The following is a 21,911-nucleotide window of genomic DNA, read 5'->3' as shown; positions in this document are numbered from 1 at the left end:
CCCATGGCTCGGATGAAATTTCTCTGCGACGCCGACCGGTGCATCGAGTGCAATGCCTGCGTGACCGCCTGCAAGAACGAGCATGAGGTGCCCTGGGGCATCAACCGGCGCCGCGTCGTCACCCTCGACGACGGCAAGCCCGGGGAGCGCTCGATCTCGATGGCCTGCATGCACTGCACCGATGCGCCCTGCGCCGCGGTCTGCCCGGTGAACTGCTTCTACACCACTGCCGATGGCGTCGTGCTGCACTCCAAGGATCTGTGCATCGGCTGCGGCTACTGCTTTTACGCCTGTCCGTTCGGCGCGCCGCAATATCCGAAAGTCGGCAATTTCGGCTCCCGCGGCAAGATGGACAAATGCACGTTCTGCGCCGGCGGCCCCGAAGCCGACGGCAGCAAGGAAGAGTACGAGAAGTATGGGGCGAACCGCCTCGCCGAAGGCAAATTGCCGCTGTGCGCCGAGATGTGCTCGACCAAGTCGCTGCTGGCGGGCGACGGCGAAATCATCGCCGAGATCTACAAGGAGCGCGTGATGAAACGCGGCTATGGCTCGGGCGCATGGGGCTGGAAGACGGCCTATCGCGAAGCGATCGAGTCCTGACGGGGTCTCGTCGGCTGCTCAATGTCGGGGAGGATCGGATGGTGAGGTCTGTACGCTCGATGTGCCTGGCGATCGGCGGCACGCTGCTGCTGTTCGTCCTGACGGCGGCGCCGTCCTTCACTCAGCAGGTCAACCCGACCGCCAGCGCCGTCAGGGAGCAGCAGCTTCTGCAGCAGCGCGACCGGATCGAGGGGCGTATCAGCATTCCCGATCAGCGCGCGAGCGTGCTGGAGCAGCCCGCGGGCCGGCAGTGGCGTGAGTTCCGCAATGTCACCCTGCGCTGGATCGGCGGCGTCGCCATCCTCGGCATGCTGGCGGTGCTCGTTGCCTTCTATCTCTCCCGCGGCATGGTCCGGCTCGAGAGCGGCCGGTCGGGGCGTACCGTGGTGCGCTTCGGCGCGTTCGAACGCTTCGTGCACTGGATGTCGGCGAGCTGTTTCATCGTTCTGGCGCTGTCCGGACTGAACATCACCTTCGGCCGGCCGCTGCTGCTGCCGCTGATCGGTCACGAGGCGTTTTCGCTGTGGTCGCAGTGGGCGAAGTACGCCCACAACTATCTCAGCTTCCCGTTCACCCTCGGGGTCGTGCTGATCTTCCTGATGTGGATCGGCGGCAATATTCCGAACCGGCGTGATCTCGAATGGATCCGGCGCGGTGGCGGCATGGTGGGACACGATCATCCGCCGGCCGATCGCTTCAATGCCGGCCAGAAGATGATCTACTGGATCGTGGTGATCGGCGGCGGCGGCGTTGCGGTCACCGGATACGAACTGATGTTCCCGTTCTACCTGTCCGGCATCGAAGGCATGCAGACCGCCCAGATGGTCCATGCCATCGTGGCGGTGCTGTTCGTCTCGGTGATGCTGGCCCACATCTACATCGGCACGATCGGCATGGAAGGCGCGTTCGAGGCGATGGGCAGCGGCACCGTGGACGTCAACTGGGCGAGGGAGCACCACAGCCTGTGGCTCGAGAAGCAGGGCGCGCCCGCCGGGGCCGATGATATCAGCTCCAATCCGGCGACCAAGGCGGCGGAGTAGGGACCGAATTTTCGGCGCACTCCCTAAAGCCGCACGCCCGTCGTCGCAAAGGCCTGCGCGACCGGCTCTTGCACGCGGTCAAGCACCGCCGCGCCGACCGCCGCCACGGCGATGGCGACCACACAGGCGAGCAGGAAGGCTTTCATGGCCGGTCTCCCGAATGGCGCACCCGTACTGGATCGCAGCGGAGTTCTGGGCGCTCCGCGAAGAAAGATTTAGGACGTTCACACGGATTTTGCCAGAGCGCCGATGCGGCCGGCCCGGCAGACCAAGCCGCGCGGTCCCATGCCCCCGGGGGATGCGCGCAAGGAAGCGGTCATGATGAAATGCTTTGCCCCGCTCGCGGCCTGCCGGGTGATCGGCTGCGCGATGCAGATCCATGGCGGCCCCGGCATGCTCTAGGAGAACCGGCCCGGCCAGCGGTACTTCCAGAGCCGTATCGCAGAGGTCGCCGAAGGCACGACCGAAGTCCTGAAGGTGACCTTCGCCCGCGAGGTCCTCAAGGCTCACGGACGCGATGCTTCCTGGTTGCCGCCCGGAGAGGTACGACATCGGGCCGCGGGTCATTGATACCGCGCCGCCAGAAACGCCGTGAGGGCTGCCTCGGTCTGCTCGGGCTGCTCGATGTGCGGAAGGTGGCCGGCGTGGTCGATCTCGACCAGCTTTGCGTCCGGGATGTCCTTGGCGGCCTGGCGGCCGAGCTCCGGCCAGTTGCCGAGCGGCTTGATGGCTTCGGCTGCGGCGTAGCGGCGGAAGAACACGCTGCGATCATTCTGCCCGATCGTGAGCAGCACCGGCATCTTCAGAAGACGGTATTCATGGCGGATCGGTTCGTTGAAAATCATGTCATAGGTCAGCGCCGATGCCCGCGCCCAGCGCGGATATTCGCCGCTCGACAGCACGCCTGAAAAGATATCGACATACTGTTGCGCCTCCGCCGGCCAGCCGACGAAGAAGGCCTGCATGAAGGCGCGGTAGCTCTCCGGCGTCTGCGCCATTTCGGTCTTGACCAGCGCCTCGATCGGCTGCGGCGGGATCGCGCTGCGGTAGTCTTCGAGCCCGATCGGGTTCTCCAGTGCGAGAACCGCCGTCGTTTCCGGATAGTCGCGGGCGAAGTAGACCGCGAGCATGCCGCCGAACGAATGACCGACGATCGCGGCGCGGCCGACCCCGAGGCTGTCGAGCAGCATCTTGGTATTGCGCGCGAGAAGATCGAAGTGGTAGCGGATGTCGGGCTTGGCCGATTTGCCGAACCCGATCTGGTCCGGCGCGATCACGCGATAACCCTGCGCCGTCAGGGTTGCGATCATGTGCGCCCAGTAATTGCCCGAAAAGCTCTTGCCATGCAGAAGCACGACGGTCTTGCCGTTTGCGACTGCCGATGGCGGAACGTCCATGTACGCCATCCGCAGCTGCTGGCCGTCGATGGTGAGGTCAAGGAACCGGACGGGATAGGGATAGGCGACGCCCTCGAGGCCGATGCCGATCGGTTGCGCAGGCCCGTGTGAGGCGGCGGGGTGGGGAGCAGCGGCTTGCGCCAGGGCGCTGCCGGCCGGGGCCAGGGCGACGCCGGCCAGCGCGATGGCGGTCAGGAAGGACACGAAATGCGGCGCGAGACGATGGGACATCGGCGGCTCTCCTTGTTGGCGACAGATCGAACGCGGGCGGTTCGCGGGATTGCCAAAGCGCGATGACGTCTGATCATCGCGCTTTGGCACCTTGATCGAAGAGGATATTTTCGGAAAGCGCGCTGCGCGCTTGTCCGGCTCATGCCTGGGCGGATGGGCTCCGTCATGCCTGGAGGGTGTTAGGCAGCATCGGCCAGCGGCGCGGACAGGGTCGCGGCGATGTCAGCACGCGCCTTCTCCGGCTTGTCGGCGTCGAACAGCAGGCCGCCGGCGTCAATGAACGTGACGTCCTTGATGCCGATGAAGCCGAGGATGAAGCGGAGATACGGGGTCGCGAAATCATAGCCACTGCCCAGCGGCGTTCCGCCGGTCGTGACGATGACGATGGTCTTGCGATCCCTGAGCAGGCCCTCGGCGCCATTCTCCAGCATGCGGAAGGTCCGCCGGGCACGCGCGACCTGATCGATCCAGCTCTTGAGGCTCGCGGGAATCGAGAAATTCCAGATCGGTGCTTCGATGACCAGCAGGTCGGTCGTCTCGAGTTCGGCGATCAGTTGCTCGGAGTGGTCGAGCGCGCGCGTCTGGTCATCCGTCCGCTTGTCGGCATCGGTAAAGCTCGCGCCGATCCAGGCGAGATCGGGTACAGTGACGCCCTTCGACACATCGCGCACGATGGTCGTGACGTCACGGTGGGTTCGCCTTGCTTCAGCCACCAGGAAGTCGCCGAGCTTGCGGCTCTCGGAATGTTCGCCGCGAGGGCTGGTCTGGATTCGCAGGATGTTCATGACACTCTCCATGGGATGCGCTGATGGTCGGGTTAACCCGCGCCGTGGTGTCGGCCGCGCCAATCGCGGCCTGATGGGAGGAGAGATAGACCCACAAAGAAATGGGAAGAAGGCCGGGAGGCTGGTTACATCATTCAGTTTTTATGAATGATTTGGTGATGGCGTGAGCCGGCTGGTAATATAGCATTCCCGCAGCGTGCGAGATCGGAGACGTTCATGAGCGGCCCCTATGCGCAGGACGGTCTGGACAGGCTGCAGATCGGGCACATCAGGCATTTCGACAATCTCTCGCGCCAGCCGCCCAATCAATGGGACCTGATGAAGGGCAAGGGGTTCGGTCAGGAGGATTTCGGCGGCTTCCGCTTTCAACTGGCCTATATGGCCTACGCCCTGGCGCTGACCCACAAGCACCGCCTGCCGGCGGCGCCCGGCGTATTCAAGCCGATCTTCGAGCGCCTGATCGAAAAGATGCTGTTGCCCGAGGTGTGGATGTACTGGCGCGATGTCAGCCGGGGCGGCAGCATCTTCAATGCCCATCTCGCTGATGGCTATCGCGAAGAATGGAATCCGGTCGGCCGCGACAACATCATGTACAGCGCCTACGTGCAGTCGATGGCGCTGTTGTATAATTACCTCTTCAATGACGACCGCTACGCCCAGCCCGGCGCGCTGACATTCCGCTTCTGGTCCTACTTCTGGGGCGGCGAGGAGAAGCGTTTTGCGTACGACCAGAATTCGCTGAACGATCACATCTACTGGCAGATGGTGCAGTCCGGCTATCTCGGCGTTGCCTGCGAGCCGAACTGCGTGTTCCAGATCTGCAACCAGCCGGCGATCCTGGGCTTCCGCATGCATGATCTCGTCAATGGCGGGTCGATGGCCGACGACGTGACGCGGAGCTACGAGCAGGCCTGGAAGGAGTTCGGCCGCGTCGGGGACAACGGCCACTATCATATCATGATGTCCCAGGACACCAGGATGGTGCGTCAGAACGTCGGCAAGGCGCCGTGGGTCGATGCGTGGACCGGCGCACTGCTGAACATGTGGAATCGGGACTTCGTCCATGCGCATTATCCCCGGCAAATTCGCGACCTTCTGAAGCCCGGCCGTGAGGGGACGCTGTCGATCAACGTGCCGGTGCGGCCGGAGATCATGTGGCTGCGCATCGTCAGCGACGATTGCGATTTCGGCTGGGTCACCGCGTGGGCCTCCGAGATGGGGGACGCTGAAACGCTGCATGGCCTGCTGGCACATGCCGATCGCTACATGGCGCCGGCCTGGGTCGATGGCGGGCTGTACTATCCGCGCAACGATGTCGTCGAAAACGCCGACGGGATCCGCACGCTGGTCGAGCCGATGTCCGGCAACGTGCTGCTGGGATACGCCCGGCTCAACCGCCCCGATGGGCTGTGGCATCTGTACAACGAGCCCTGGGAGCCGGTGCATTTCGCGGAGCCGGCCATCGTTGCGGTCGGATCCGATATCGATGTCAGCCGTGCCGTTTTCGAGCCCGAGGCCGGCTGGCTGAACTTTGCCGTCGCGCGCCGGCGTGACATCAGTGGTGACGGGACGGTGCGGATCGGAAGGGCTTTGGCGCGCGGGCCGTGGTCGCTGATGGGGGGCGGGGCGGAGATGGCGCGGGGCACGGCCAGCGATGTGCAGCTCGCGGGAGCCGTTCGAGTCGAACGCGACGGCGCCGACGTGGTGCTGCACTGTCCGCAGGGTTTTGCGCAGTCCTGCGTGATGGCTTTTGAACCTCGCCAACAGGATGCGAGATGACAAACACGACAACGCCGCTGCCGGGCGCGATCGGCGGTTCGTTCTGTTTGATCGACCACGACGGCCGCGATGTTTCGGATGAAACCTATCACGGCCACTATGCCCTGATGTTCTTCGGCTTCACCCATTGCCGCGTGGTGTGTCCGCGTGCGCTCACGAAACTGTCGGCCGTGCTGGATTCGCTGGGGCCGCTTGCTGGCCGAATCCGGGCGCTTTATGTCACTGTCGATCCCGAGCGCGATACGCCTGACGCCATGCGTGCGTTCCTGCAACCCTATCCGCGTTTCACCGGGCTGACCGGCTCGCGGGAGCAGATCGATCGCATCAAGGCGGCGTTTCGTGTGTTTGCGCAGCGCGTGGATGATGCCGCCGGCAACGCAGACTACACCGTTCCGCACACCGCGATCACCTATGTCATGGACCCCGAAGGCAGGCTTGTGTCTCACTTGATCGACGCGCTCTCCGCTGAGGAGATCGCAACCAGACTGAGACGCTTGCTGACGTCCGATGAGGCAGGTTACCTGCCATCGTGACGGCTTCTTCGATGTGAGGCCTGCGGCCTCACGACGCCCGCAGCATCTTCTCGATCTTGCGCACCTCGGTCCGCAGCAGGGGCGCGATCTTGTCGATGCGCTCCGGCTGCAGCCGGCTTTCGATGGCCGCGATGCTGATCGAGCCGACAAGGCCGCCGTCTGCCCGGCACACGGCCATGCCGATCGCGGCGATGCCCGTTGCGCGATGCGGATTGACCGCATAGCCACGGCTGCGCGCCGCCGCCACCAGTTTGGCGAGCTGGCTTGCCGTCAGGTCACCATAGGCCGCGAGACGCGGGGCGTTGGAGGCGAGAATGCTGTCAGCTTCTTCTTGGGGCAGGGCGGCAAGCATGGCGACACCGCCGCAGCCGACCCCCAAGGGAATCCGGCTGCCGACATCCACTGTGAAGGCCTTGATCGGAAAGCTGCCGGCCTTGCGCTCGACGCACAGCGCATCGTTGCCGCCGCGCACCGCTGCAAAGACCGTGTCGCCGGTCTGGTCCGCGAGGAAATCGATCGCCGGGCGCGCCAGTTCGCGCAGATGAAAGCGCGGCTCTGCGAGCAGGCCGAGTTCATAAATGAACGGGCCGAGATGGTAGCGGCGCGTGTCCGCGTTCTGGCTCGCCATGCCTTCCGCGATCAGGCCTTGAAGGATGCGGTGGGCGGTCGGGCGCTCGAGCCCGGTCTCGCGCGCGATATCGGCCATGCGCGCGCCCGACTGGCTGCGCAACGCCAGTGCACGCAGCACTGCGGCGGCGCGGCCGATGCTCTGGGTCCCGGTCGGCCTGGTGTCGCTGTCGGTTCCACTTGTCATGGCGTGTCCAATATATGGAATTACAAAAACAGCGCATATCGCGCGCGTTGCGCTGAAACTGTTGACATCAACGAATGTTCAGTGACACAAACGCATATCGAAATCATAAATAGTCCATATTGTGGACATGTCAAGGCGGGAGGCGTGCCATGGGGAAGCGTTGGCTGGGGGCGGTGATTGGCGCGGGGCTTGCGTGGTGTGCGTTCGGCGCGGCGTGCCATGCGCAGACCTATCCGTCGAAGCCCATTCATCTCGTGGTCGGCTATGCCGCCGGTGGGTCGACCGATCTGGTGGCGCGTCTCGTCGGGCAGCGTCTGTCCGAGGCGTTGGGGCAGCCGGTCGTGATCGACAACCGGCCGGGTGCGGGCGGGACCATCGCGTCGGACCAGGTCGCGCGGTCCACGGCGGATGGCCACACCATCTTCATGAGCACCATCGCCAACTCGATCAACACCAGCCTCTATCCGAAGCTGCCGTTCAATTTCGCGACCGACTTTGCGCCCATCAGCCTGATCGCGACCGTGCCCAACGTGCTGGTGGTCAATCCCGCCGTGCCGGCGACGAACCTGAAGGAGTTCATCGCGCTGGCGAAGAGCAAGCCGGGCCAGATCAACTTTGCGTCTTCCGGCGCTGGCTCCTCGATCCACCTCAACGGTGAGTTTTTCAACATGGTCGCGCAGGTCCAGTTGGTGCATGTGCCCTACAAGGGCAGCGCACCGGCGATCGTCGACCTGATCAGCGGCCAGGTCCAGTCGATGTTCGACAACCTGTCCTCGTCATTGCCGTACATCAAGGCCGGCAAATTGCGGGCGCTCGCGGTGACGAGTGCGCAGCGCTCGCCGGCGGCGCCGGACATCCCGACCATGGCGGAGGCGGGCCTGCCGGGCTGCGAGGTCACCTCGTGGTTCGCGCTGGTGGCGCCGGCGAAGACGCCGAAGGCGATCGTCGCGCGCCTCAATGACGAGGTGCGCAAGATCCTCGATCAGCCCGCGGTCAAGGCGCGCTTCGCCGAGCTTGGGGCGGAGGCCGCGCCAAGCACGCCCGAGGCGCTGGCCGCGCTGATCGAGTCCGAGACGGCGAAATGGGCCGGCGTCATCAAGGCCTCCGGCGCCAGCATCGACTGAAATCCGGCCATCCAGCGCTGCACATCGTTTTCCAATGGAGTGATCGAGCCAAATGAACCAGCATGTCGACATCAAGCCGGAGCCGGAGAGCGGCGTCCTGGACATCACCGGCGGCGAGGCGATCGCGCGCATGATCAGGGCGTTCGAGGGCGGCGCCATGTTCGGCATGGGCGGCTTTCAGCTGCTGCCGTTCTATGACGCGGCGCGGCGCTTCGGCTTGCCCCATTTTCTGATCAACGACGAGCGCACCGGCATCTTCGCGGCCGATGCCTATGCCAAGGTGTCGGGCCGCGTCGGCCTCGCTGACGCCACCCTCGGACCCGGCGCTACCAATCTGGTGACCGGATTGATGGAAGCCCTCAACTCGGGAACGCCGCTGGTGGTCCTGGTCGGCAACACCCATCGCGACCACTCCTGGAAGAACATGACCCAGGAATGCCGCCAGACCGACGTGCTGCGGCCGGTGTGCAAGGAGGTGATCCGCGTCGAGCAGGTCGCCCGCATTCCCGAGTTGATGCGCCGCGCCTTCGCGGTGGCGACGTCGGGCCGGCCGGGCCCGGTGGTGGTCGATATCCCCGAGGATATCTCCCATGCCACGCATGCCTTCAGCGCCGCGGATTTTCACGGCGATGCCATCTATCGTGCGGTGCCCGCCTTGCGCGCGCGCCCGGACGGGGCAGGGATCGCGCGCGCCGCTGAACTGATCGCCGCCGCCAAGGCGCCGGTCATTCTCGCCGGCGGTGGCGTTCATCTGTCCGGGGCTGCCGAGCAACTGACGGACTTCGCCCGGGCCTTCAATCTGCCGCTCGCGCACACGCTGACGGGCAAGGGCGCCATTCCCTGCAACGATTCCCTCAGTGCCGGCCTGTTCGGCCGCTATGACCGCTTCGCCAACCAGCTGATCGAGGAGGCCGATCTCCTGCTGGTGGTCGGCTGCAAGCTCGGCGAGATCGCGACCAAGCGTTACACCGTGCCGGCGCCGGGCAAGCAGGTGATCCATCTCGATTGTGTGGCCGAGGAATTCGATCGCACCGTGCCGGCGACCGTGCGGCTGTGGGGCGACGTGCTGCTCGGCGTCGCCGATCTGGCGGCGGCGCTCGCGCCGGTGAGGGACACGCTGCAGGCCCGCTGGGCCGGTCGGCCGGCCGACACCGCCGAGCGGATGGCAAGCTGGCGTCGCAAGGTCGGCGATCGCCTCAACTCCGCGGAGTGTCCGGTCGACATCGCCCGCCTGCTGACGGAGATCAACGCGGCGCTGCCCGCCGATGGCTATCTCGTCGCCGACGGTGGCTTTGCGGCCCATTGGGGTGGACTGCTGTTCGACACCAAGCGTCCCGGCCGTGCATTCGTGCCGGATCGCGGCTCCGCCTCGATCGGCTACGGTCTGCCTGGCGCGATCGGCGCCGCACTGGCGGCGCCGGGCCGGCCGGTGTTCGCGCTCACTGGCGATGGCGGCTTCAACATGATGATCGGTGAACTGGAGACGGCGCGCCGCCTCCAGCTCGATTTCACCATCATTGTCGTCAACAACGCCGCCTCCGGCTACGTCAAGGCGCTGCAGCACCTGATGTATGGCCCCGGCGCCTATCACGCCTCGGACCTCAGCGAGACCAACTACGCCGCTGTCGCTGCAGCCATGGGCTGTCACGGCATCCGGGTCGAACGTCCCGATCAGCTCGCGGCGGCCTTCAAGGAGGCGCTGGTGCGCCGTGGCGGCCCGACGGTGATCGATGTCGTCGTGACGCGCGATCCCGCCAAGATGCTGCCGGGCGTCGACAGCCGCACCGTGCAGGTCAAGAAGGGCGACCGGATTGCGTGAGCGGGCCGATGACTGACCACATCGCACGCCCTGACCGCGTCGGGTCCCTGATCCGGCGCCTCGGCAAGGACCGGATCGGCGCCGTGCTGCTGATCCTGATGGGGGTGGGCATCGCCGTCATGGCGCTGACCTACCGCATGGGCACGGCGACCCGCATGGGGCCGGGCTACATGCCGTTCTTCTACGGCGTGCTGATGGTCCTGGTCGGCGTCGCGATCGCCGTCACCGCGCGGCCGGGCGAGGGGACGGCGCGCGACGCCGTGCCCTTCAACTGGCGGGCCTGGCTCGGCATCCTCGGCGGTCTCGTCGCCTTTGCGGTCATCGCCGTCTATGGCGGCCTGGTGCCGGCGACCTTTGTCGCCGTCTTCGTCTCGGCGCTGGCGAGCAAGGCCAATTCGCTGCGCGATGCCGCGCTGCTGGCGGCGGCGCTCGCCGTCGCCGCGGTGCTCGTCTTCAGCTACGGCCTGAAGCTGCAGCTTGCGCCGTTCGCCTGGGGCTGATTGTCGGATTGAGTGTTGTTGGGGGGAATGGCGATGGAACAGGCGCTGGCCGATCTGTGGTACGGTTTTGGTGTCACGCTGCAGCCGACGAACCTGATGTGGGTCGTCATCGGCGTGGTGCTCGGCAACCTGATCGGGGTGCTGCCCGGCATGGGGGCGATGACCACCATCTCCATGCTGTTGCCGTTGACCTATGTGATCCCGGCGGTGCCCGCGATCCTGATGCTCGCGGGGATCTTCTACGGATCGATGTATGGCGGCGCCATCTGCGCCATCCTGCTCAACCTGCCGAGTCATCCCCCGCATGCGGTGACCTGCATTGACGGCTATCCGATGACGCAGAACGGCCGCGGCGGCGCCGCGCTCGGCATCACCATGATGGCGTCGTTCTTCGCGGCGTCGGTCGGGATCGTGCTGATGGTGTTCGTCTCGCCATTGCTCGAGGCGGTCGCCTTCAAGTTCGGCCCGACCGAGATCAGTGCGGTGATGCTGCTCGGCCTGCTGGCCGGATCGACCATGGCACGGGGATCGCCGCTCAAGGGCATCGCCATGACGTTGTTCGGGCTGTTCCTCGGCGCGATCGGCACCGACGTCAGCAGCGGCGTCCAGCGCTACACCTTCGGCCTGCCGGATCTCGCCGATGGCGCCGATCTGGCGGCGTTGTCCTTGGGCCTGTTCGGCATCGCGGATTTCCTGCTCACGGTCGACCGGCGGGAGGTCTCCACCACGACGACGCGCGTCACCATGCGGCAGATGATGCCGACGCGCAGCGAGCTGAAGGCTGCCATCCTGCCGATGCTGCGTGGCACCGGGATCGGCGCCATCTTCGGCGCGATGCCGGGCACCGGCCCGACCATCACCACTTTCGTCGCCTATGCGCTGGAGCGCAAGATCGCCAGATCCCCGGAGCGGTTCGGCAAGGGGGCGATCGAAGGGGTGGCCGCGCCCGAGGCCGCGGCGCATTCGAAAACCCAGATCGACTTCATCCCGACTATGTCGCTCGGCATCCCCGGAGATCCGGTGATGGCGCTGCTGCTCGGCGCGCTGATCATCAAGGGCATCAACACCGGGCCGCAGCTCATCACCGAACATCCCGATGTGTTCTGGGGACTGGTCGCGAGCTTCTGGATCGGCAACCTGCTGCTGATCGTCCTCAACGTGCCGCTGATCGGCATCTGGGTCCGGTTGCTGCGCGTGCCCTATCGCTTGCTGTTTCCCTCCGCGCTGTTCTTCATCGCGGTCGGGGTCTACAGCACGCACAACAACGCCTTCGATGTTGTGCTCGTCGCGGCCTTCGGCGCCATCGGTGCGGTCTTCCTGATGCTGGACTTTCCGGTCGCCCCCGTCGTGCTCGGCTTCGTGCTGGGGCCGATGCTGGAGGAGAACTTTCGCCGGGCGATGGTGCTGTCGCGCGGCGATCTCGCGATCTACCTGGAGCGCCCGATCAGCGCCGCCTTCATCGTCGTCTGCGTGGCTCTGATCCTGTTCCAGCTCTATGGCCACCTGCGTCTTCCGCCATCGTCGCGGGCGGTGCGGGCGTCGCATTGATCCGTCGTCGCTCGGCGCGCATGGCCGTGGAGAGTGATTTCCAGTGGAAGGCTCCATGCAAGCATTTCGCTTCGTCATCGAAGCGGATCCGGTTCGGACGGTTGCGATGTTGGACGCCCGCAGATTGGTAACGAGGTAGAGCGGGGATCTCCGATCGATCCGATCTCGACGATTAAGCGCGATGAAACCCGCAGAAAAATTTTGAAATAATTCGATTGCCGCAGCAGCGTCGTCCGATATGTTCAACCACCAATTGTGGATGTGACATTTTCTCGCAAGACGATTTGGCGCATGGCAACGGCAACCGACGACACTTTCGACACGGGGCTTGCCTGTCTGGCGCTACTGTTGCGCTTTCATGGCATTGCCGCTGATCCCGGACAGATCAGGCATCGGTTGGGTGGCGTCTGTGTCGGTACCAACGAAATGCTGCGCTGTGCGCGCGAACTCGGGTTGAAAGCGCGGCTCGTCACCTGCGATTGGATGCGGCTTGAGAAGATCAGGCTACCAGCGATCATTGTGCGCTCCGATGGCGGCTTTGTTGTGCTCGGCAAAGTCACGGCGGATGGGGCACTGGTGCAGGATCCCCTGAGTGGTCGTCCGCAACTGATGAACCGTGCGGATTTCCTGAGCGTCTGGAATGGCCAGCTGGTGTTGATGACGCGGCGGGCGAACCTTGCGGACCTCGCGCGGCATTTCGATATCGGCTGGTTCCTGCAGGCGATGCACAAGTATCGCCGATTGCTCGGCGAAGTCTTCGTCGCATCGTTCTTTCTGCAGGTGTTCGCGCTGATTTCGCCGCTGTTTTTCCAGGTGGTGATCGACAAGGTACTGGTGCACCGCGGCCTCACCACACTCGATGTGCTGGTGATCGGCCTCGTCACGGTGTCGGTGTTCGAGACAGTACTGGCGGCGCTGCGCACCCATGTGTTCGCCCATACCACCAACCGCATCGATGTCGAGCTTGGCGCGCGACTGTTTCGCCACCTGATGGCGCTGCCGATCGCCTATTTCGAGGCCCGCCGCACCGGCGATTCCGTTGCGCGGGTGCGCGAGCTCGAAAACATCCGCAATTTCCTTACCAGCTCGGCGCTGACGCTGGTGCTGGACCTGTTCTTCACCATCGTCTTCCTGGCCGTGATGTTCTGCTACGCGCCGTCGCTCACCTGGATCGTGATCGGCTCGTTCCCGTTCTATATCGCGCTGTCGCTTGCCGTGACGCCGGTATTCCGCACCCGGCTCGACGAAAAATTCAACCGTGGCGCGGAAAATCAGGCCTTCCTGGTCGAGAGTGTCACCGGTGTCGAGACGCTGAAGGCCATGGCGGTGGAGCCGCAGATGCAGCGGCGCTGGGAGGAGCAGCTCGCCGGCTATGTCACCGCGAGTTTCCGTGTGCTGTCCCTCGGCAATTGGGCGAGCCAGGGCGTGCAGCTGATCAACAAGCTGGTGACGGCGCTGACGCTGTATTTCGGCGCATATCTCGTGATCGATGGTGCACTCACGGTCGGTGAGCTCGTCGCCTTCAACATGCTGGCCGGTCGCGTCGCCCAGCCGGTGCTTCGCCTCGCCCAGCTGTGGCAGGACTTCCATCAGGCGCGCCTGTCGGTCGCTCGTCTCGGCGATATCCTCAACACCGCCCCCGAACCCAGCCATGCCCCCGGGCGCACCAGCCCGCCGGCGATCCGTGGCGCCATCAGCTTCGAGCATGTTGCGTTCCGCTACCGGATAGACGGGCCGCAGGTTCTCCACGACGTTTCGCTGCAGGTGCCTGCCGGGCAAGTGGTCGGCATTGTCGGCTCCTCCGGCTCGGGCAAGTCGACGCTGACAAAGCTCGTGCAGCGGCTCTACGTGCCGGAAAGCGGCCGCATCCTGATCGACGGGGTCGACCTTGCCATGGTCGACGTCGGCTGGTTGCGGCGGCAGGTGGGAGTGGTGCTGCAGGAAAACGTGCTGTTCAACCGCTCGATCCGCGACAACATCGCGCTGGCCGATCCGGCGATGCCGATGGACGCCGTCGTCGCCGCGTCGCAGCTTGCTGGCGCCCACGACTTCATCCTCGAGCTGCCGCAGGGCTACGATACCGTGGTGGGCGAGCGTGGTGCGAGCCTGTCGGGCGGCCAGCGCCAGCGCATCGCCATCGCCCGGGCGCTGATCGGCAATCCGCGCATCTTGATCTTCGACGAGGCGACGAGCGCCCTCGACTATGAGAGCGAGCGCATCGTGCAGGAGAACATGCGGCGCATCGCGCAGGGGCGCACGGTCCTGATCATCGCCCATCGGCTGTCCACCGTGCGTCGTGCCGATCGCATCATCACGCTGGAGCGCGGCCGTCTGGTCGAAGACGGCCACCATGACGAGCTGGTGCGCACCAACGGCCGCTATGCCAACCTCCATCGTCTCCAGGCGGGCCTGCATGAAGTCGGCTGAAGCCACCGTGATCCCGCTGCGCGCCACTGCAGGTCGTCGCGACGAGCTGGAGTTTCTGCCGGCGGCGCTGGAGGTGGTCGAGACCCCAGCATCCCCGGTCGGCCGCGCCATTGGCGCCACCATCATCGGTTTCTTCTGCCTTGCCGTGCTCTGGGCGTGCTTCGGCTGGATCGATATCATCGCGACGGCAAGCGGGCGCATCATTCCAACCGGCAACACCAAGGTCATCCAGCCGTTCGAGACCGGCGTCGTCAGGGCCATTCATGTCGTCGAAGGGCAGGCGGTCGCGGCCGGCGATGTGCTGGTCGAACTCGATCCAACAGCGAACGAGGCGGATCTTCGACGCCTCACCAGGAACCTGCAGCAGGATCGGCTCGATATCGCCCGGTTCGATGCGTTATTGAGTGGCGATCGCGCCGGCTTTGTACTGCCGCCCGGGAGCGATGCTCAGCTTGCGGAGGCCGCGCGGCGTCAGATGGAGGCGCAGGCGGCCGAACAGGAGGCGAAGCTGGCGAGCCTGGATCGCCAGATCGACCAGAAGCGCGCCGAAGCCGCGCAGGCCAAGGCCGTGATCGAGAAGATCGAGGCGGTGCTGCCGATCCTGCAGGGGCAGCGGGATATCCGCGAAAAGGCGATGAACATCGAGTTCGGCTCGAAGCTGCTGTTCCTGCAGACCGAGCAGCAATATGTCGAGCAGCAACACCAGCTTGTCGCGGAACGCCATCGCCTCGACGAGGTAACGCAGGCGCTTGAGGCGATCGGACGGCAGCGCATTCAGGCCGAAGCTGAATTCCGCAAGTCGCTGCTATCGGACTTGGCGAAGGCCAAGATCCAGGCCAACGAGCATGGTGAGGATGCGGTGAAGGCGGCGCAGCGGCGCGAACTGCAGACCCTGCGCGCGCCGCTCGATGGCACCGTGCAGCAGCTCGCGGTGCATACCATCGGCGGGGTGGTGACGCCCGCGCAACAGCTGATGGTGATCGTTCCGCGCGAGGCGCGATTGGAGATCGAGGCGAACCTTGCCAACAAGGACATTGGCTTCGTGCACGCGGGGCAGGACGTCGAGGTCAAGGTCGAGACCTTCAACTTCACCCGCTACGGCCTCCTGCACGGGACGGTTACGACAATCAGCCGCGATGTCGTTGCCCCCGATGCCGGCGCCTCAGATCGCAGGGATCGCGCGTCCGATCCGGCCCTTGCGCGTGGCGAAGAGGAGCGCCAGGCCCGGCAACCGGCGTATGTGGCGCACATCGCGTTGAAGCAGGCCGGCATCCAGACCGAGCAGGGCTTTACCAGGCTGGAGCCCGGCATGGCCGTGACGGCGGAGATCAAGACCGGCCGCCGCCGCGTCATCGAATACATGCTGTCACCGTTGCTGCGAGTTCGGCAGGAAGCAGCGAGGGAGCGGTAATATGGGAGTTCTTTCGTGCATCGTGCTGTTGATGCTCAAATGCAAGACGCTCATGCCGTTGATTTGTACGATCCCTCCGCCGGCGGCTGCTCTCAAGCGCGACAGCCGGCCGCTTGGCAAGCCGCAGCTGCATCGCATTCAGGTCCTGGTCGACGCCAACATCGCCGAGGCGCTCCCGATCACGCGTCTGGCCTCTGAGCTCGGGATGAGCCCGTCACACTTCAGTCATCGTTTCAAGGCGGCGCTGGGGATCACCCCGCACCTCTTCGTTTTGCGGCGCAAGATGTGGAAGGCGGCGCAACTCCTGGCTGAAGAGAGCCGCTCGCTGGAGGAGGTCGCCGGACAGGTCGGCTTCTCCAATATGAGACATTTCAGGCGCCAGTTCCGCAGGCATATCGGCCGTCGTCCGTCTGAACTGTATCCGGGTGCTCCGGCTGGTCCAGCGGACGATCGCCTCCAGCGGAATTGTAAGGGATCGAACGATCTGCATCTGCTCGCGGATTGACGCAGTAGCTCCTGTTCATCGGGCGCAGGCAGCAGCAACGCGCCAGACCGCTTTTGAGCGCAAGAGCGATGAATTTTCCCGTGAGAGCTGTCCTCTTCGCCCCGCCGACGGCCGTATCGTGTCTCCCTTCTGTCGATCGAGCGGCCCGTCAAGTTCGGTGCGCGATTGGCCGATTGGGATACGGAAATGCCGGCCGTCGGTTTCGAGGGCTGGCGTCACATGCATTGCCGCGTCCACTGTCATTTCTTTTATTCGTTGTCGTGGCCGGTCTCATTCACGTTGCGTCGGCTACGGCTCAGCATGGTCCCGATTGTGAAGAGATTTTTCCTGCTGGGTTAGGGTTGCGGCCGCGCGAGGTGCAGCCACAAGGCGATTTGTCTTTCTTGCAGAAGAGAGAGCGGCAGAACGTTACTTTTTACGTCGCCGACAAGATGCGTCGTGGGCAGAGCGTGCCGAAAACCGTTTGGCTGCTGCATTTGCCCTGGGTGGTCGATCGGCCGCGTTATACGCTCATATTCGAGGAAGGGCCTGCGAAAGCGTATGCCGTGGTGTTGCGGTTGTTCCTGGAAAAAACAAAAACCGTTTACAGGCCTTTTCCTATCGAAAGCATTTTGTCTACGCCTCGGGCGCTTGGCGGTGGGTCAAAGTCGACGGCTTCGAGGAGACGGTGTCGCCTGCTGTTGCGTTCATGGATGAGGATGAGCGGGACGCTATCGAGTTTGTCGATTTCTGGCGAATGCGGCGCCGCGTATTTGAAGGAAGTCCGGAGATCAAGCGGGCGATCACTGATCGATCTGAGGCCAGGATCGAGAGATCTCTTTCCCGCCATTTTGATTTTTCTGCGTGCTTCAGCGGCCTTCTTGCGCAAAAGGCGCAGACGCAGCTTCCATTGATCGAACGCAACGAGCGTCGGCCTGGCGATGCCGTTCGATAGACCTGTCTTTCCATCACTCTTGCCATAGATGGTTGGCTTCGGATTTTCTTTGCGTCATTCAATCGCGTCTGAAGATTGGCGCAGGGCAGGCGCTTCGGCGGAAGTAAGGGGGGCGACGCGGTGAGAGTGGCATGATCGAGACGACAGTAATGAATCGGAAGTCAATGCTATGCCTGCGATGCGTTGTCGAGCGTGCTTTTGTGCTTACTTAAAGGTGCGCGAAATGGTGAATAATAGATTTGCGTGCCATAATGTCACGGAAGGTTATAGTTGAGGTGGCCTACTGGATGCCGCTGATAGTGCTGTTCTCCTTGTCTCTGGGGCTTGCGGTATTGGAGCGGCTCCCAAAGAAACCCTCCTGGGGGAGGCGCTTGCTGATCCCTCCTTTCTATTGCCTCTCGCTACCTGTCGCCACGCTGATTGCAGGGGCAGAGTTTCTTGTTTGGGTTGGCTGCCTCTTGGGCAATGGCGCTGAATCTGGTGTTAGCAGGGGTACTCTACTTCTTGCCAAGCTATTCATGCTGATCATGGCAATATGGCTGTTTCCCCAGGATGCCATAGTGCTCGCAATTTTTGGATACGTCTTTTTAGCCGCGATGACATTCAGCGGATACATGATGATCCGCGCTTTGGTCGATGAACAGAACGATTGGCGATGTCCAGAAAGTAGGTCAAAGAATTGCGTTGAGGCGCTGCTATTGTCGTGCGCCTTCATCTTCGTGTGGTCCGGCGTGCGGTACGTCATCGTGTCCTAAGCGACCTAGCGCGTTCCTTATGTATGAAACCTCGGTAAAAGTCTCGGCGGTAAGCTCATCGGTAGACGCAAGCGCGGCGTTCATCGAAGCGCGAGTGAAAATAATCGCAAGAATCGACCTGTTCGGTGGTGGCGCTTCGGGGGAGGGTAAGGACGAGCCGGTGTGTGTTGTGAAAAGGGAACTGGGCAGCGGTGGCATTGGACACTGCCAGTCGCATTCGGGGGATCGCGTGTGCGCGCGTTACAAGCCGCCTAGCGACGTTCGTGCCGGTGCGCAGGGTGCATATTAGAACGTGGAACGAGAATATTCGCAGGAATCGACCTGTTCAGAACTTGTGTTGGACTTCACTCTGTCGCTGCATGCGATGCGTATCTCTGACGCCAACAATCGGCGTCAAGGCAGTAAAGTCGGGAGACTTGCTATGGCGGTCGAGGCGATTGTTCGGTTAGATTGTGGCTCTGGCAAGAGGGGAACTTCTGAGGAAGTGGCGCAGGCTTTCCCCCAGTCCCGGCAGAGTCGACTAAGGAACTTTACTATGGATCATGGTATTGATGAGGCGCCAGGAGCGCGGCGACATTTCTCTCTCGAAGTAGATTTCAATATAGCGAACAAGAAGCCGGTCAGGCAGTGGGTGAACGAAGCTGCGCAAAGCGTTGGCTTTAGGCCCGACCGAAGTCTGCCATTTCGAGGTTACCGGTTTTCAGAGCCGCCTCAGATTCGGTACGATCGGAAGGGGCGACGTGGGGCAATTCCCGACGCGGACCCGATCACGCTTGGGATCTGGTTGATATCTGATCGCTTGAAGCGGCTGTTCGAGCGAGTTGATTCGGCGGCGTTCGGCTTTCAACGAGTTGTTGTTGATTATAGCAATTTTCCCGAGCCCGGTCCTGATCGATGGTTTTGTTACATTACACGTGTCTTGGATTGCGTTGACGAAGAGCATTCCGTTGTGCGCTACCAGGACCATCTTACTGGAATTAGGGCGTATGCTGCCTTGATCGACGTGCGAATGAAACCCGAAGTGGTTGGTATGGCCCACGCATTCCGGCTCAAATATGCCGATAGCAAATTGATCGTGGACGATGTGATGGTCGACGCTATGTCGGCAAACGATATCAGCGGGTTCGAATACCAGCCTATACAGAAATAGCCGCCAGTACATTTCCATAATTTCGAAGTGACGCCAGGTGATTTGACTGGGAGGATTTGTCGTGCCCGCAGTGATGGGACGACAGGCAAGGCTGCTGCGGTGAACTTCCAGAACGACAGCATCGGCAATATCGTCAGCAGCGGCAGTGGCGGCGAGATCGTGACGTCACTGTCCGAAGGCGGCCCGACCAAGGCCACAACATTCGTTGCCGAGAACACCTCGGGGCATTCGTACACGATCCAGAACGGAAAGCTGACCGACACCACCACCGGGCAGGTGGTGGTCACCTCCGGCGTCACGGCTGCGCTCAGCTCGAACCAGAACGACGTCATCACGGTCGCTGCCTCTGACACCGGCACTTATTGGCTCGGCGGCGGCCCTGGTGCCGACACCTTGACGGGCGGTAGCGGAACCAACGTATTTCTGATCAATCCGACCACTGTGGTGCATGGCGGCACCGGTGCCAACAGCTTCAATATTGCCAAGGTGGTCGGGACACAGGGTGTTGCCATCGATATGGCGAAGACCAATCTGCAGGAGGTGATCGGTGGCTCGGGCGGCGACATCATCAATGCCTCTGGCACCACCTGGAATGTGTTCATCTAGGCCGGCAGTGGCAACAACATCATCATCGGCGGGGCGGCATCCGCGGCAATTTCGGGTGGCACTGGAGATGATCTGATCGAGCTTGGTTCGGGCGGCGGCGTGGTGCATGCCGGGCGCGGCAACGACGTGATCTATGGCGGCTCAGGTCTCTCCGCGGCGACGTAGCCTTCCTATGTCAATGCCGGCGCCTCCTCGAATGCGGCCTATGTCGAGCGGCTGTTCAATGGCGCGCTCGGTCGGGAGGCGGATCTCGCGAGCTTCACAGCTGATGTCGCCGGCCTCAACAACGGCACGCTGACACAGACCTCGCTTGCGGCGGCGATCAGCAGCTGGTCCAGTTCCCGCGCCACCCGGACGCCGGACAGCGAGGTGTTAGCCACCAACGCGAGGCACTTGCGGGTGCAATCATCGACGACCGTCAAGATGCGGAAGCGACGGCCATCGGTGAGCTGATCCGACACGAAGTCGAGCGACCAGCGCTCGTTCGGTGCCGTCGGCACCGTCATCGGCGCCCGGGTCCCGATCGCCCGCTTGCGGCCGCCACGGCGGCGCACTGCGAGCTTCTCTTCCCGATAGAGCCGGAACAACTTCTTGTGGTTGATGGCATAGCCTTCCCGCTTGAGCAGAACATGCAGGCGCCGATAGCCAAAGCGGCGGTGTTCATGGGCAATCGCCTTCATGCGCTGGCGCTGGGCGGTATCGTCTGTCCGGGCCCTCTGGTATCTCATGGTCATGCGGCAGCAGCCGATGGCTTTTCACGCCCGCCGTTCGCTTATCTCGAATGCATCGTGCAGATGGGCGACAGCTTTCCGCTTGGTCGCGGGTGTCACCATTTCTTTCCCAGCAAATCCTTCAGCGCGACGTTGTCGAGCATGACGTCGGCCAGCAACCGCTTCAGCCGCGCGTTATCATCCTCCAGCGTTCTCAGCCGCTTAGCCTCCGAGACCTCCCGCCCGCCGAATTTTGCCTTCCACTTGTAGATGCTGGCGTCGCTGACGCCATGCTTGCGGCACAGATCGGCCACCGAAGCGTCGGCCTCGTGCTCCTTCAAAATCCCGATGATCTGCTCTTCCGAAAAGCGGCTGCGCTTCATGCTCTGGTCCTCGTTTGGGGCCAGAGCGAACTTCAATCTGGATTAAGCCTGTGGGGCAAGGTCAATTTCATGGCCCATAATGGCATGATGCATTCCTCAACGAGATGGTAAGCGCGGATCCCTGTTACGAGGGCGCGCGGATCTCTCGCCAGAATATGAGTGAAAATAATCGCAGGAATCGACCTGTTCGGGCGCGATGTTATGGTGGAATTTAACGGCGATTAGATTGGGGCTGGCCTGTTGAAGTGAGGCGCGGCTGATGAATGTAAAAAACTCACTGCGGCCGCCGCGGATTACTGAAGCGTTGGAAGGTAGATCGCTGTGAGGGCTGAACTCTGGAGGTCGTGGGGGAGGGTGCTGCGAAGCGTATATCTCGCTCTTGCGGTGCCGGCGACGGGTGCTCTTTCCGGATGCTATCTAGGCGATCGCCTTACCGAGAGGATGGGCGCGGTAGTCGCGCAAAGTGGCAATGAGATCGTTTTCTATCTTCCGAGTAGGGTGGATATGGAAAATGTCGTCGCCATAGAGCTTGGCGACTTGGTCGTAAATAAGAGAGAGAGCGGGAGTGAAGGCCGCCTCATCGAGACGACGGTTTGGCGCGTCACGCGGATACCGTCTCCATCGTGGAGCTATCCATCGATCAAGTGGCCTATCAAGTACGGATCTCATATCGATGGCATGAGGCATGAGATTGGGCCAGTGGCGCTTTCGCCAGGAAATTATTTCTTCGAGGCGGATATTTATGTGCGTCGCTCCGGCGAGACGAGCGCTCAAGCAAAAGCCTTGGTGATCGTGAGGGAGTTCACCGTGAATGCCGAGATGCGTTTGGAGTGAAGTCTCGGATTCGTGATCAATATATC

At 63.0% G+C, this 21,911-nt stretch carries 22 protein-coding genes and 1 pseudogene; 18 read left to right on the top strand and 5 right to left on the bottom strand.

All coding sequences use genetic code 11. The annotated features are described in order from the left end of the window. Positions 1-3: 3 nt before the first annotated feature. The gene (fdh3B, locus tag AB4Z37_RS11890; protein ID WP_441516934.1) at positions 4-600 is read left to right on the top strand and encodes a formate dehydrogenase FDH3 subunit beta; all 597 of its coding nucleotides are present in this window, start codon (positions 4-6) and stop codon (positions 598-600) included. 38 nt (positions 601-638) lie between these two features. Continuing rightward, entirely contained in the window at positions 639-1,640 is a 1,002-nt protein-coding gene (locus tag AB4Z37_RS11885) for a formate dehydrogenase subunit gamma (protein ID WP_441516933.1), read from the top strand. A gap of 23 nt (positions 1,641-1,663) precedes the next feature. Here the strand turns inward: AB4Z37_RS11885 and AB4Z37_RS11880 are convergent, their stop codons facing one another. Next, entirely contained in the window at positions 1,664-1,786 is a 123-nt protein-coding gene (locus AB4Z37_RS11880; RefSeq protein WP_441516932.1) for a hypothetical protein, read from the bottom strand. Between the two features lie 103 nt (positions 1,787-1,889). On the opposite strand from AB4Z37_RS11880, the gene AB4Z37_RS11875 reads away from it, so the two are divergent. Beyond that, the gene (locus AB4Z37_RS11875; protein WP_441516931.1) at positions 1,890-2,042 is read left to right on the top strand and encodes an acyl-CoA dehydrogenase family protein; all 153 of its coding nucleotides are present in this window, start codon (positions 1,890-1,892) and stop codon (positions 2,040-2,042) included. Between the two features lie 161 nt (positions 2,043-2,203). On the opposite strand, the gene AB4Z37_RS11870 is transcribed toward AB4Z37_RS11875, so the two are convergent. Further along, complete coding sequence (locus tag AB4Z37_RS11870) at positions 2,204-3,268, bottom strand: alpha/beta fold hydrolase (protein ID WP_441516930.1); 1,065 nt, start codon at positions 3,266-3,268, stop codon at positions 2,204-2,206. A 179-nt stretch (positions 3,269-3,447) separates the two neighbouring features. Next, entirely contained in the window at positions 3,448-4,053 is a 606-nt protein-coding gene (locus AB4Z37_RS11865) for an FMN-dependent NADH-azoreductase (protein ID WP_441516929.1), read from the bottom strand. Positions 4,054-4,269: 216 nt separating this feature from the next. Here AB4Z37_RS11865 and AB4Z37_RS11860 point away from each other — a divergent pair, with 216 nt between their 5' ends. Beyond that, positions 4,270-5,832 carry a linalool dehydratase/isomerase domain-containing protein gene (locus AB4Z37_RS11860; RefSeq protein WP_441516928.1) on the top strand — a complete coding sequence of 521 codons (1,563 nt, stop codon included), beginning with the start codon at positions 4,270-4,272 and terminating at the stop codon, positions 5,830-5,832. After that, entirely contained in the window at positions 5,829-6,365 is a 537-nt protein-coding gene (locus AB4Z37_RS11855) for an SCO family protein (RefSeq protein ID WP_441516927.1), read from the top strand. Before AB4Z37_RS11860 ends, AB4Z37_RS11855 begins: the two co-directional genes overlap by 4 nt. Positions 6,366-6,393: 28 nt before the next feature. On the opposite strand, the gene AB4Z37_RS11850 is transcribed toward AB4Z37_RS11855, so the two are convergent. Beyond that, positions 6,394-7,179, bottom strand: coding sequence for an IclR family transcriptional regulator (locus tag AB4Z37_RS11850; protein WP_441516926.1), 786 nt, complete (start codon positions 7,177-7,179; stop codon positions 6,394-6,396). 149 nt (positions 7,180-7,328) lie between these two features. Here AB4Z37_RS11850 and AB4Z37_RS11845 point away from each other — a divergent pair, with 149 nt between their 5' ends. The 12 genes from AB4Z37_RS11845 (at position 7,329) to AB4Z37_RS11790 (ending at position 20,123) form a co-directional block, all read left to right on the top strand. After that, complete coding sequence (locus AB4Z37_RS11845) at positions 7,329-8,303, top strand: Bug family tripartite tricarboxylate transporter substrate binding protein (protein WP_441516925.1); 975 nt, start codon at positions 7,329-7,331, stop codon at positions 8,301-8,303. A gap of 52 nt (positions 8,304-8,355) precedes the next feature. Beyond that, positions 8,356-10,122, top strand: coding sequence for a thiamine pyrophosphate-binding protein (locus tag AB4Z37_RS11840; protein ID WP_441516924.1), 1,767 nt, complete (start codon positions 8,356-8,358; stop codon positions 10,120-10,122). Positions 10,123-10,130: 8 nt separating this feature from the next. Then, positions 10,131-10,622, top strand: coding sequence for a tripartite tricarboxylate transporter TctB family protein (locus AB4Z37_RS11835; RefSeq protein WP_441516923.1), 492 nt, complete (start codon positions 10,131-10,133; stop codon positions 10,620-10,622). A gap of 33 nt (positions 10,623-10,655) precedes the next feature. Beyond that, positions 10,656-12,170: a tripartite tricarboxylate transporter permease gene (locus AB4Z37_RS11830; RefSeq protein WP_441516922.1), complete on the top strand. Its 1,515-nt coding sequence runs from the start codon at positions 10,656-10,658 to the stop codon at positions 12,168-12,170. Between the two features lie 291 nt (positions 12,171-12,461). Continuing rightward, positions 12,462-14,597 carry a type I secretion system permease/ATPase gene (locus AB4Z37_RS11825; RefSeq protein WP_441516921.1) on the top strand — a complete coding sequence of 712 codons (2,136 nt, stop codon included), beginning with the start codon at positions 12,462-12,464 and terminating at the stop codon, positions 14,595-14,597. Next, entirely contained in the window at positions 14,584-16,008 is a 1,425-nt protein-coding gene (locus AB4Z37_RS11820; RefSeq protein ID WP_441516920.1) for an HlyD family type I secretion periplasmic adaptor subunit, read from the top strand. Before AB4Z37_RS11825 ends, AB4Z37_RS11820 begins: the two co-directional genes overlap by 14 nt. Before the next feature lies 1 nt (position 16,009). Continuing rightward, positions 16,010-16,513, top strand: a complete 504-nt coding sequence (locus AB4Z37_RS11815; protein WP_441516919.1) for a helix-turn-helix domain-containing protein — start codon at positions 16,010-16,012, stop codon at positions 16,511-16,513. 463 nt (positions 16,514-16,976) lie between these two features. Beyond that, the gene (locus tag AB4Z37_RS11810; protein WP_441516918.1) at positions 16,977-17,447 is read left to right on the top strand and encodes a hypothetical protein; all 471 of its coding nucleotides are present in this window, start codon (positions 16,977-16,979) and stop codon (positions 17,445-17,447) included. 275 nt (positions 17,448-17,722) lie between these two features. Further along, positions 17,723-18,202: a hypothetical protein gene (locus AB4Z37_RS11805; protein ID WP_441516917.1), complete on the top strand. Its 480-nt coding sequence runs from the start codon at positions 17,723-17,725 to the stop codon at positions 18,200-18,202. A gap of 292 nt (positions 18,203-18,494) precedes the next feature. Further along, entirely contained in the window at positions 18,495-19,352 is an 858-nt protein-coding gene (locus AB4Z37_RS11800; protein ID WP_441516916.1) for an imm11 family protein, read from the top strand. A 99-nt stretch (positions 19,353-19,451) separates the two neighbouring features. Beyond that, the gene (locus AB4Z37_RS11795; protein ID WP_441516915.1) at positions 19,452-19,958 is read left to right on the top strand and encodes a hypothetical protein; all 507 of its coding nucleotides are present in this window, start codon (positions 19,452-19,454) and stop codon (positions 19,956-19,958) included. Positions 19,959-19,976: 18 nt separating this feature from the next. After that, positions 19,977-20,123, top strand: a complete 147-nt coding sequence (locus AB4Z37_RS11790) for a hypothetical protein (protein ID WP_441517050.1) — start codon at positions 19,977-19,979, stop codon at positions 20,121-20,123. 158 nt (positions 20,124-20,281) lie between these two features. Here AB4Z37_RS11790 and AB4Z37_RS11785 read toward each other — a convergent pair. Beyond that, positions 20,282-21,051, bottom strand: a pseudogene (locus tag AB4Z37_RS11785) (IS3 family transposase); the annotation flags it as partial. A 504-nt stretch (positions 21,052-21,555) separates the two neighbouring features. Between AB4Z37_RS11785 and AB4Z37_RS11780 the strand changes: the two are divergent. Further along, positions 21,556-21,885 carry a hypothetical protein gene (locus AB4Z37_RS11780; protein ID WP_441516914.1) on the top strand — a complete coding sequence of 110 codons (330 nt, stop codon included), beginning with the start codon at positions 21,556-21,558 and terminating at the stop codon, positions 21,883-21,885. The last annotated feature ends 26 nt before the right edge of the window (positions 21,886-21,911 follow it).

It is taken from the genome of Bradyrhizobium sp. 2TAF24, assembly GCF_052115025.1.
Classification (GTDB): domain Bacteria; phylum Pseudomonadota; class Alphaproteobacteria; order Rhizobiales; family Xanthobacteraceae; genus Bradyrhizobium_A.
This window is presented reverse-complemented; position numbering and strand designations above follow the sequence as displayed.

Coding starts and splice junctions, on each gene's coding strand:
- fdh3B (WP_441516934.1), top strand. CDS start 4: ATGGCTCGGATGAAATTTCTCTGCGACGCCGACCGGTGCATCGAGTGC.
- AB4Z37_RS11885 (WP_441516933.1), top strand. CDS start 639: ATGGTGAGGTCTGTACGCTCGATGTGCCTGGCGATCGGCGGCACGCTG.
- AB4Z37_RS11880 (WP_441516932.1), bottom strand. CDS start 1,786: ATGAAAGCCTTCCTGCTCGCCTGTGTGGTCGCCATCGCCGTGGCGGCG.
- AB4Z37_RS11875 (WP_441516931.1), top strand. CDS start 1,890: ATGCGGCCGGCCCGGCAGACCAAGCCGCGCGGTCCCATGCCCCCGGGG.
- AB4Z37_RS11870 (WP_441516930.1), bottom strand. CDS start 3,268: ATGTCCCATCGTCTCGCGCCGCATTTCGTGTCCTTCCTGACCGCCATC.
- AB4Z37_RS11865 (WP_441516929.1), bottom strand. CDS start 4,053: ATGAACATCCTGCGAATCCAGACCAGCCCTCGCGGCGAACATTCCGAG.
- AB4Z37_RS11860 (WP_441516928.1), top strand. CDS start 4,270: ATGAGCGGCCCCTATGCGCAGGACGGTCTGGACAGGCTGCAGATCGGG.
- AB4Z37_RS11855 (WP_441516927.1), top strand. CDS start 5,829: ATGACAAACACGACAACGCCGCTGCCGGGCGCGATCGGCGGTTCGTTC.
- AB4Z37_RS11850 (WP_441516926.1), bottom strand. CDS start 7,179: ATGACAAGTGGAACCGACAGCGACACCAGGCCGACCGGGACCCAGAGC.
- AB4Z37_RS11845 (WP_441516925.1), top strand. CDS start 7,329: ATGGGGAAGCGTTGGCTGGGGGCGGTGATTGGCGCGGGGCTTGCGTGG.
- AB4Z37_RS11840 (WP_441516924.1), top strand. CDS start 8,356: ATGAACCAGCATGTCGACATCAAGCCGGAGCCGGAGAGCGGCGTCCTG.
- AB4Z37_RS11835 (WP_441516923.1), top strand. CDS start 10,131: ATGACTGACCACATCGCACGCCCTGACCGCGTCGGGTCCCTGATCCGG.
- AB4Z37_RS11830 (WP_441516922.1), top strand. CDS start 10,656: ATGGAACAGGCGCTGGCCGATCTGTGGTACGGTTTTGGTGTCACGCTG.
- AB4Z37_RS11825 (WP_441516921.1), top strand. CDS start 12,462: ATGGCAACGGCAACCGACGACACTTTCGACACGGGGCTTGCCTGTCTG.
- AB4Z37_RS11820 (WP_441516920.1), top strand. CDS start 14,584: ATGAAGTCGGCTGAAGCCACCGTGATCCCGCTGCGCGCCACTGCAGGT.
- AB4Z37_RS11815 (WP_441516919.1), top strand. CDS start 16,010: ATGGGAGTTCTTTCGTGCATCGTGCTGTTGATGCTCAAATGCAAGACG.
- AB4Z37_RS11780 (WP_441516914.1), top strand. CDS start 21,556: ATGGAAAATGTCGTCGCCATAGAGCTTGGCGACTTGGTCGTAAATAAG.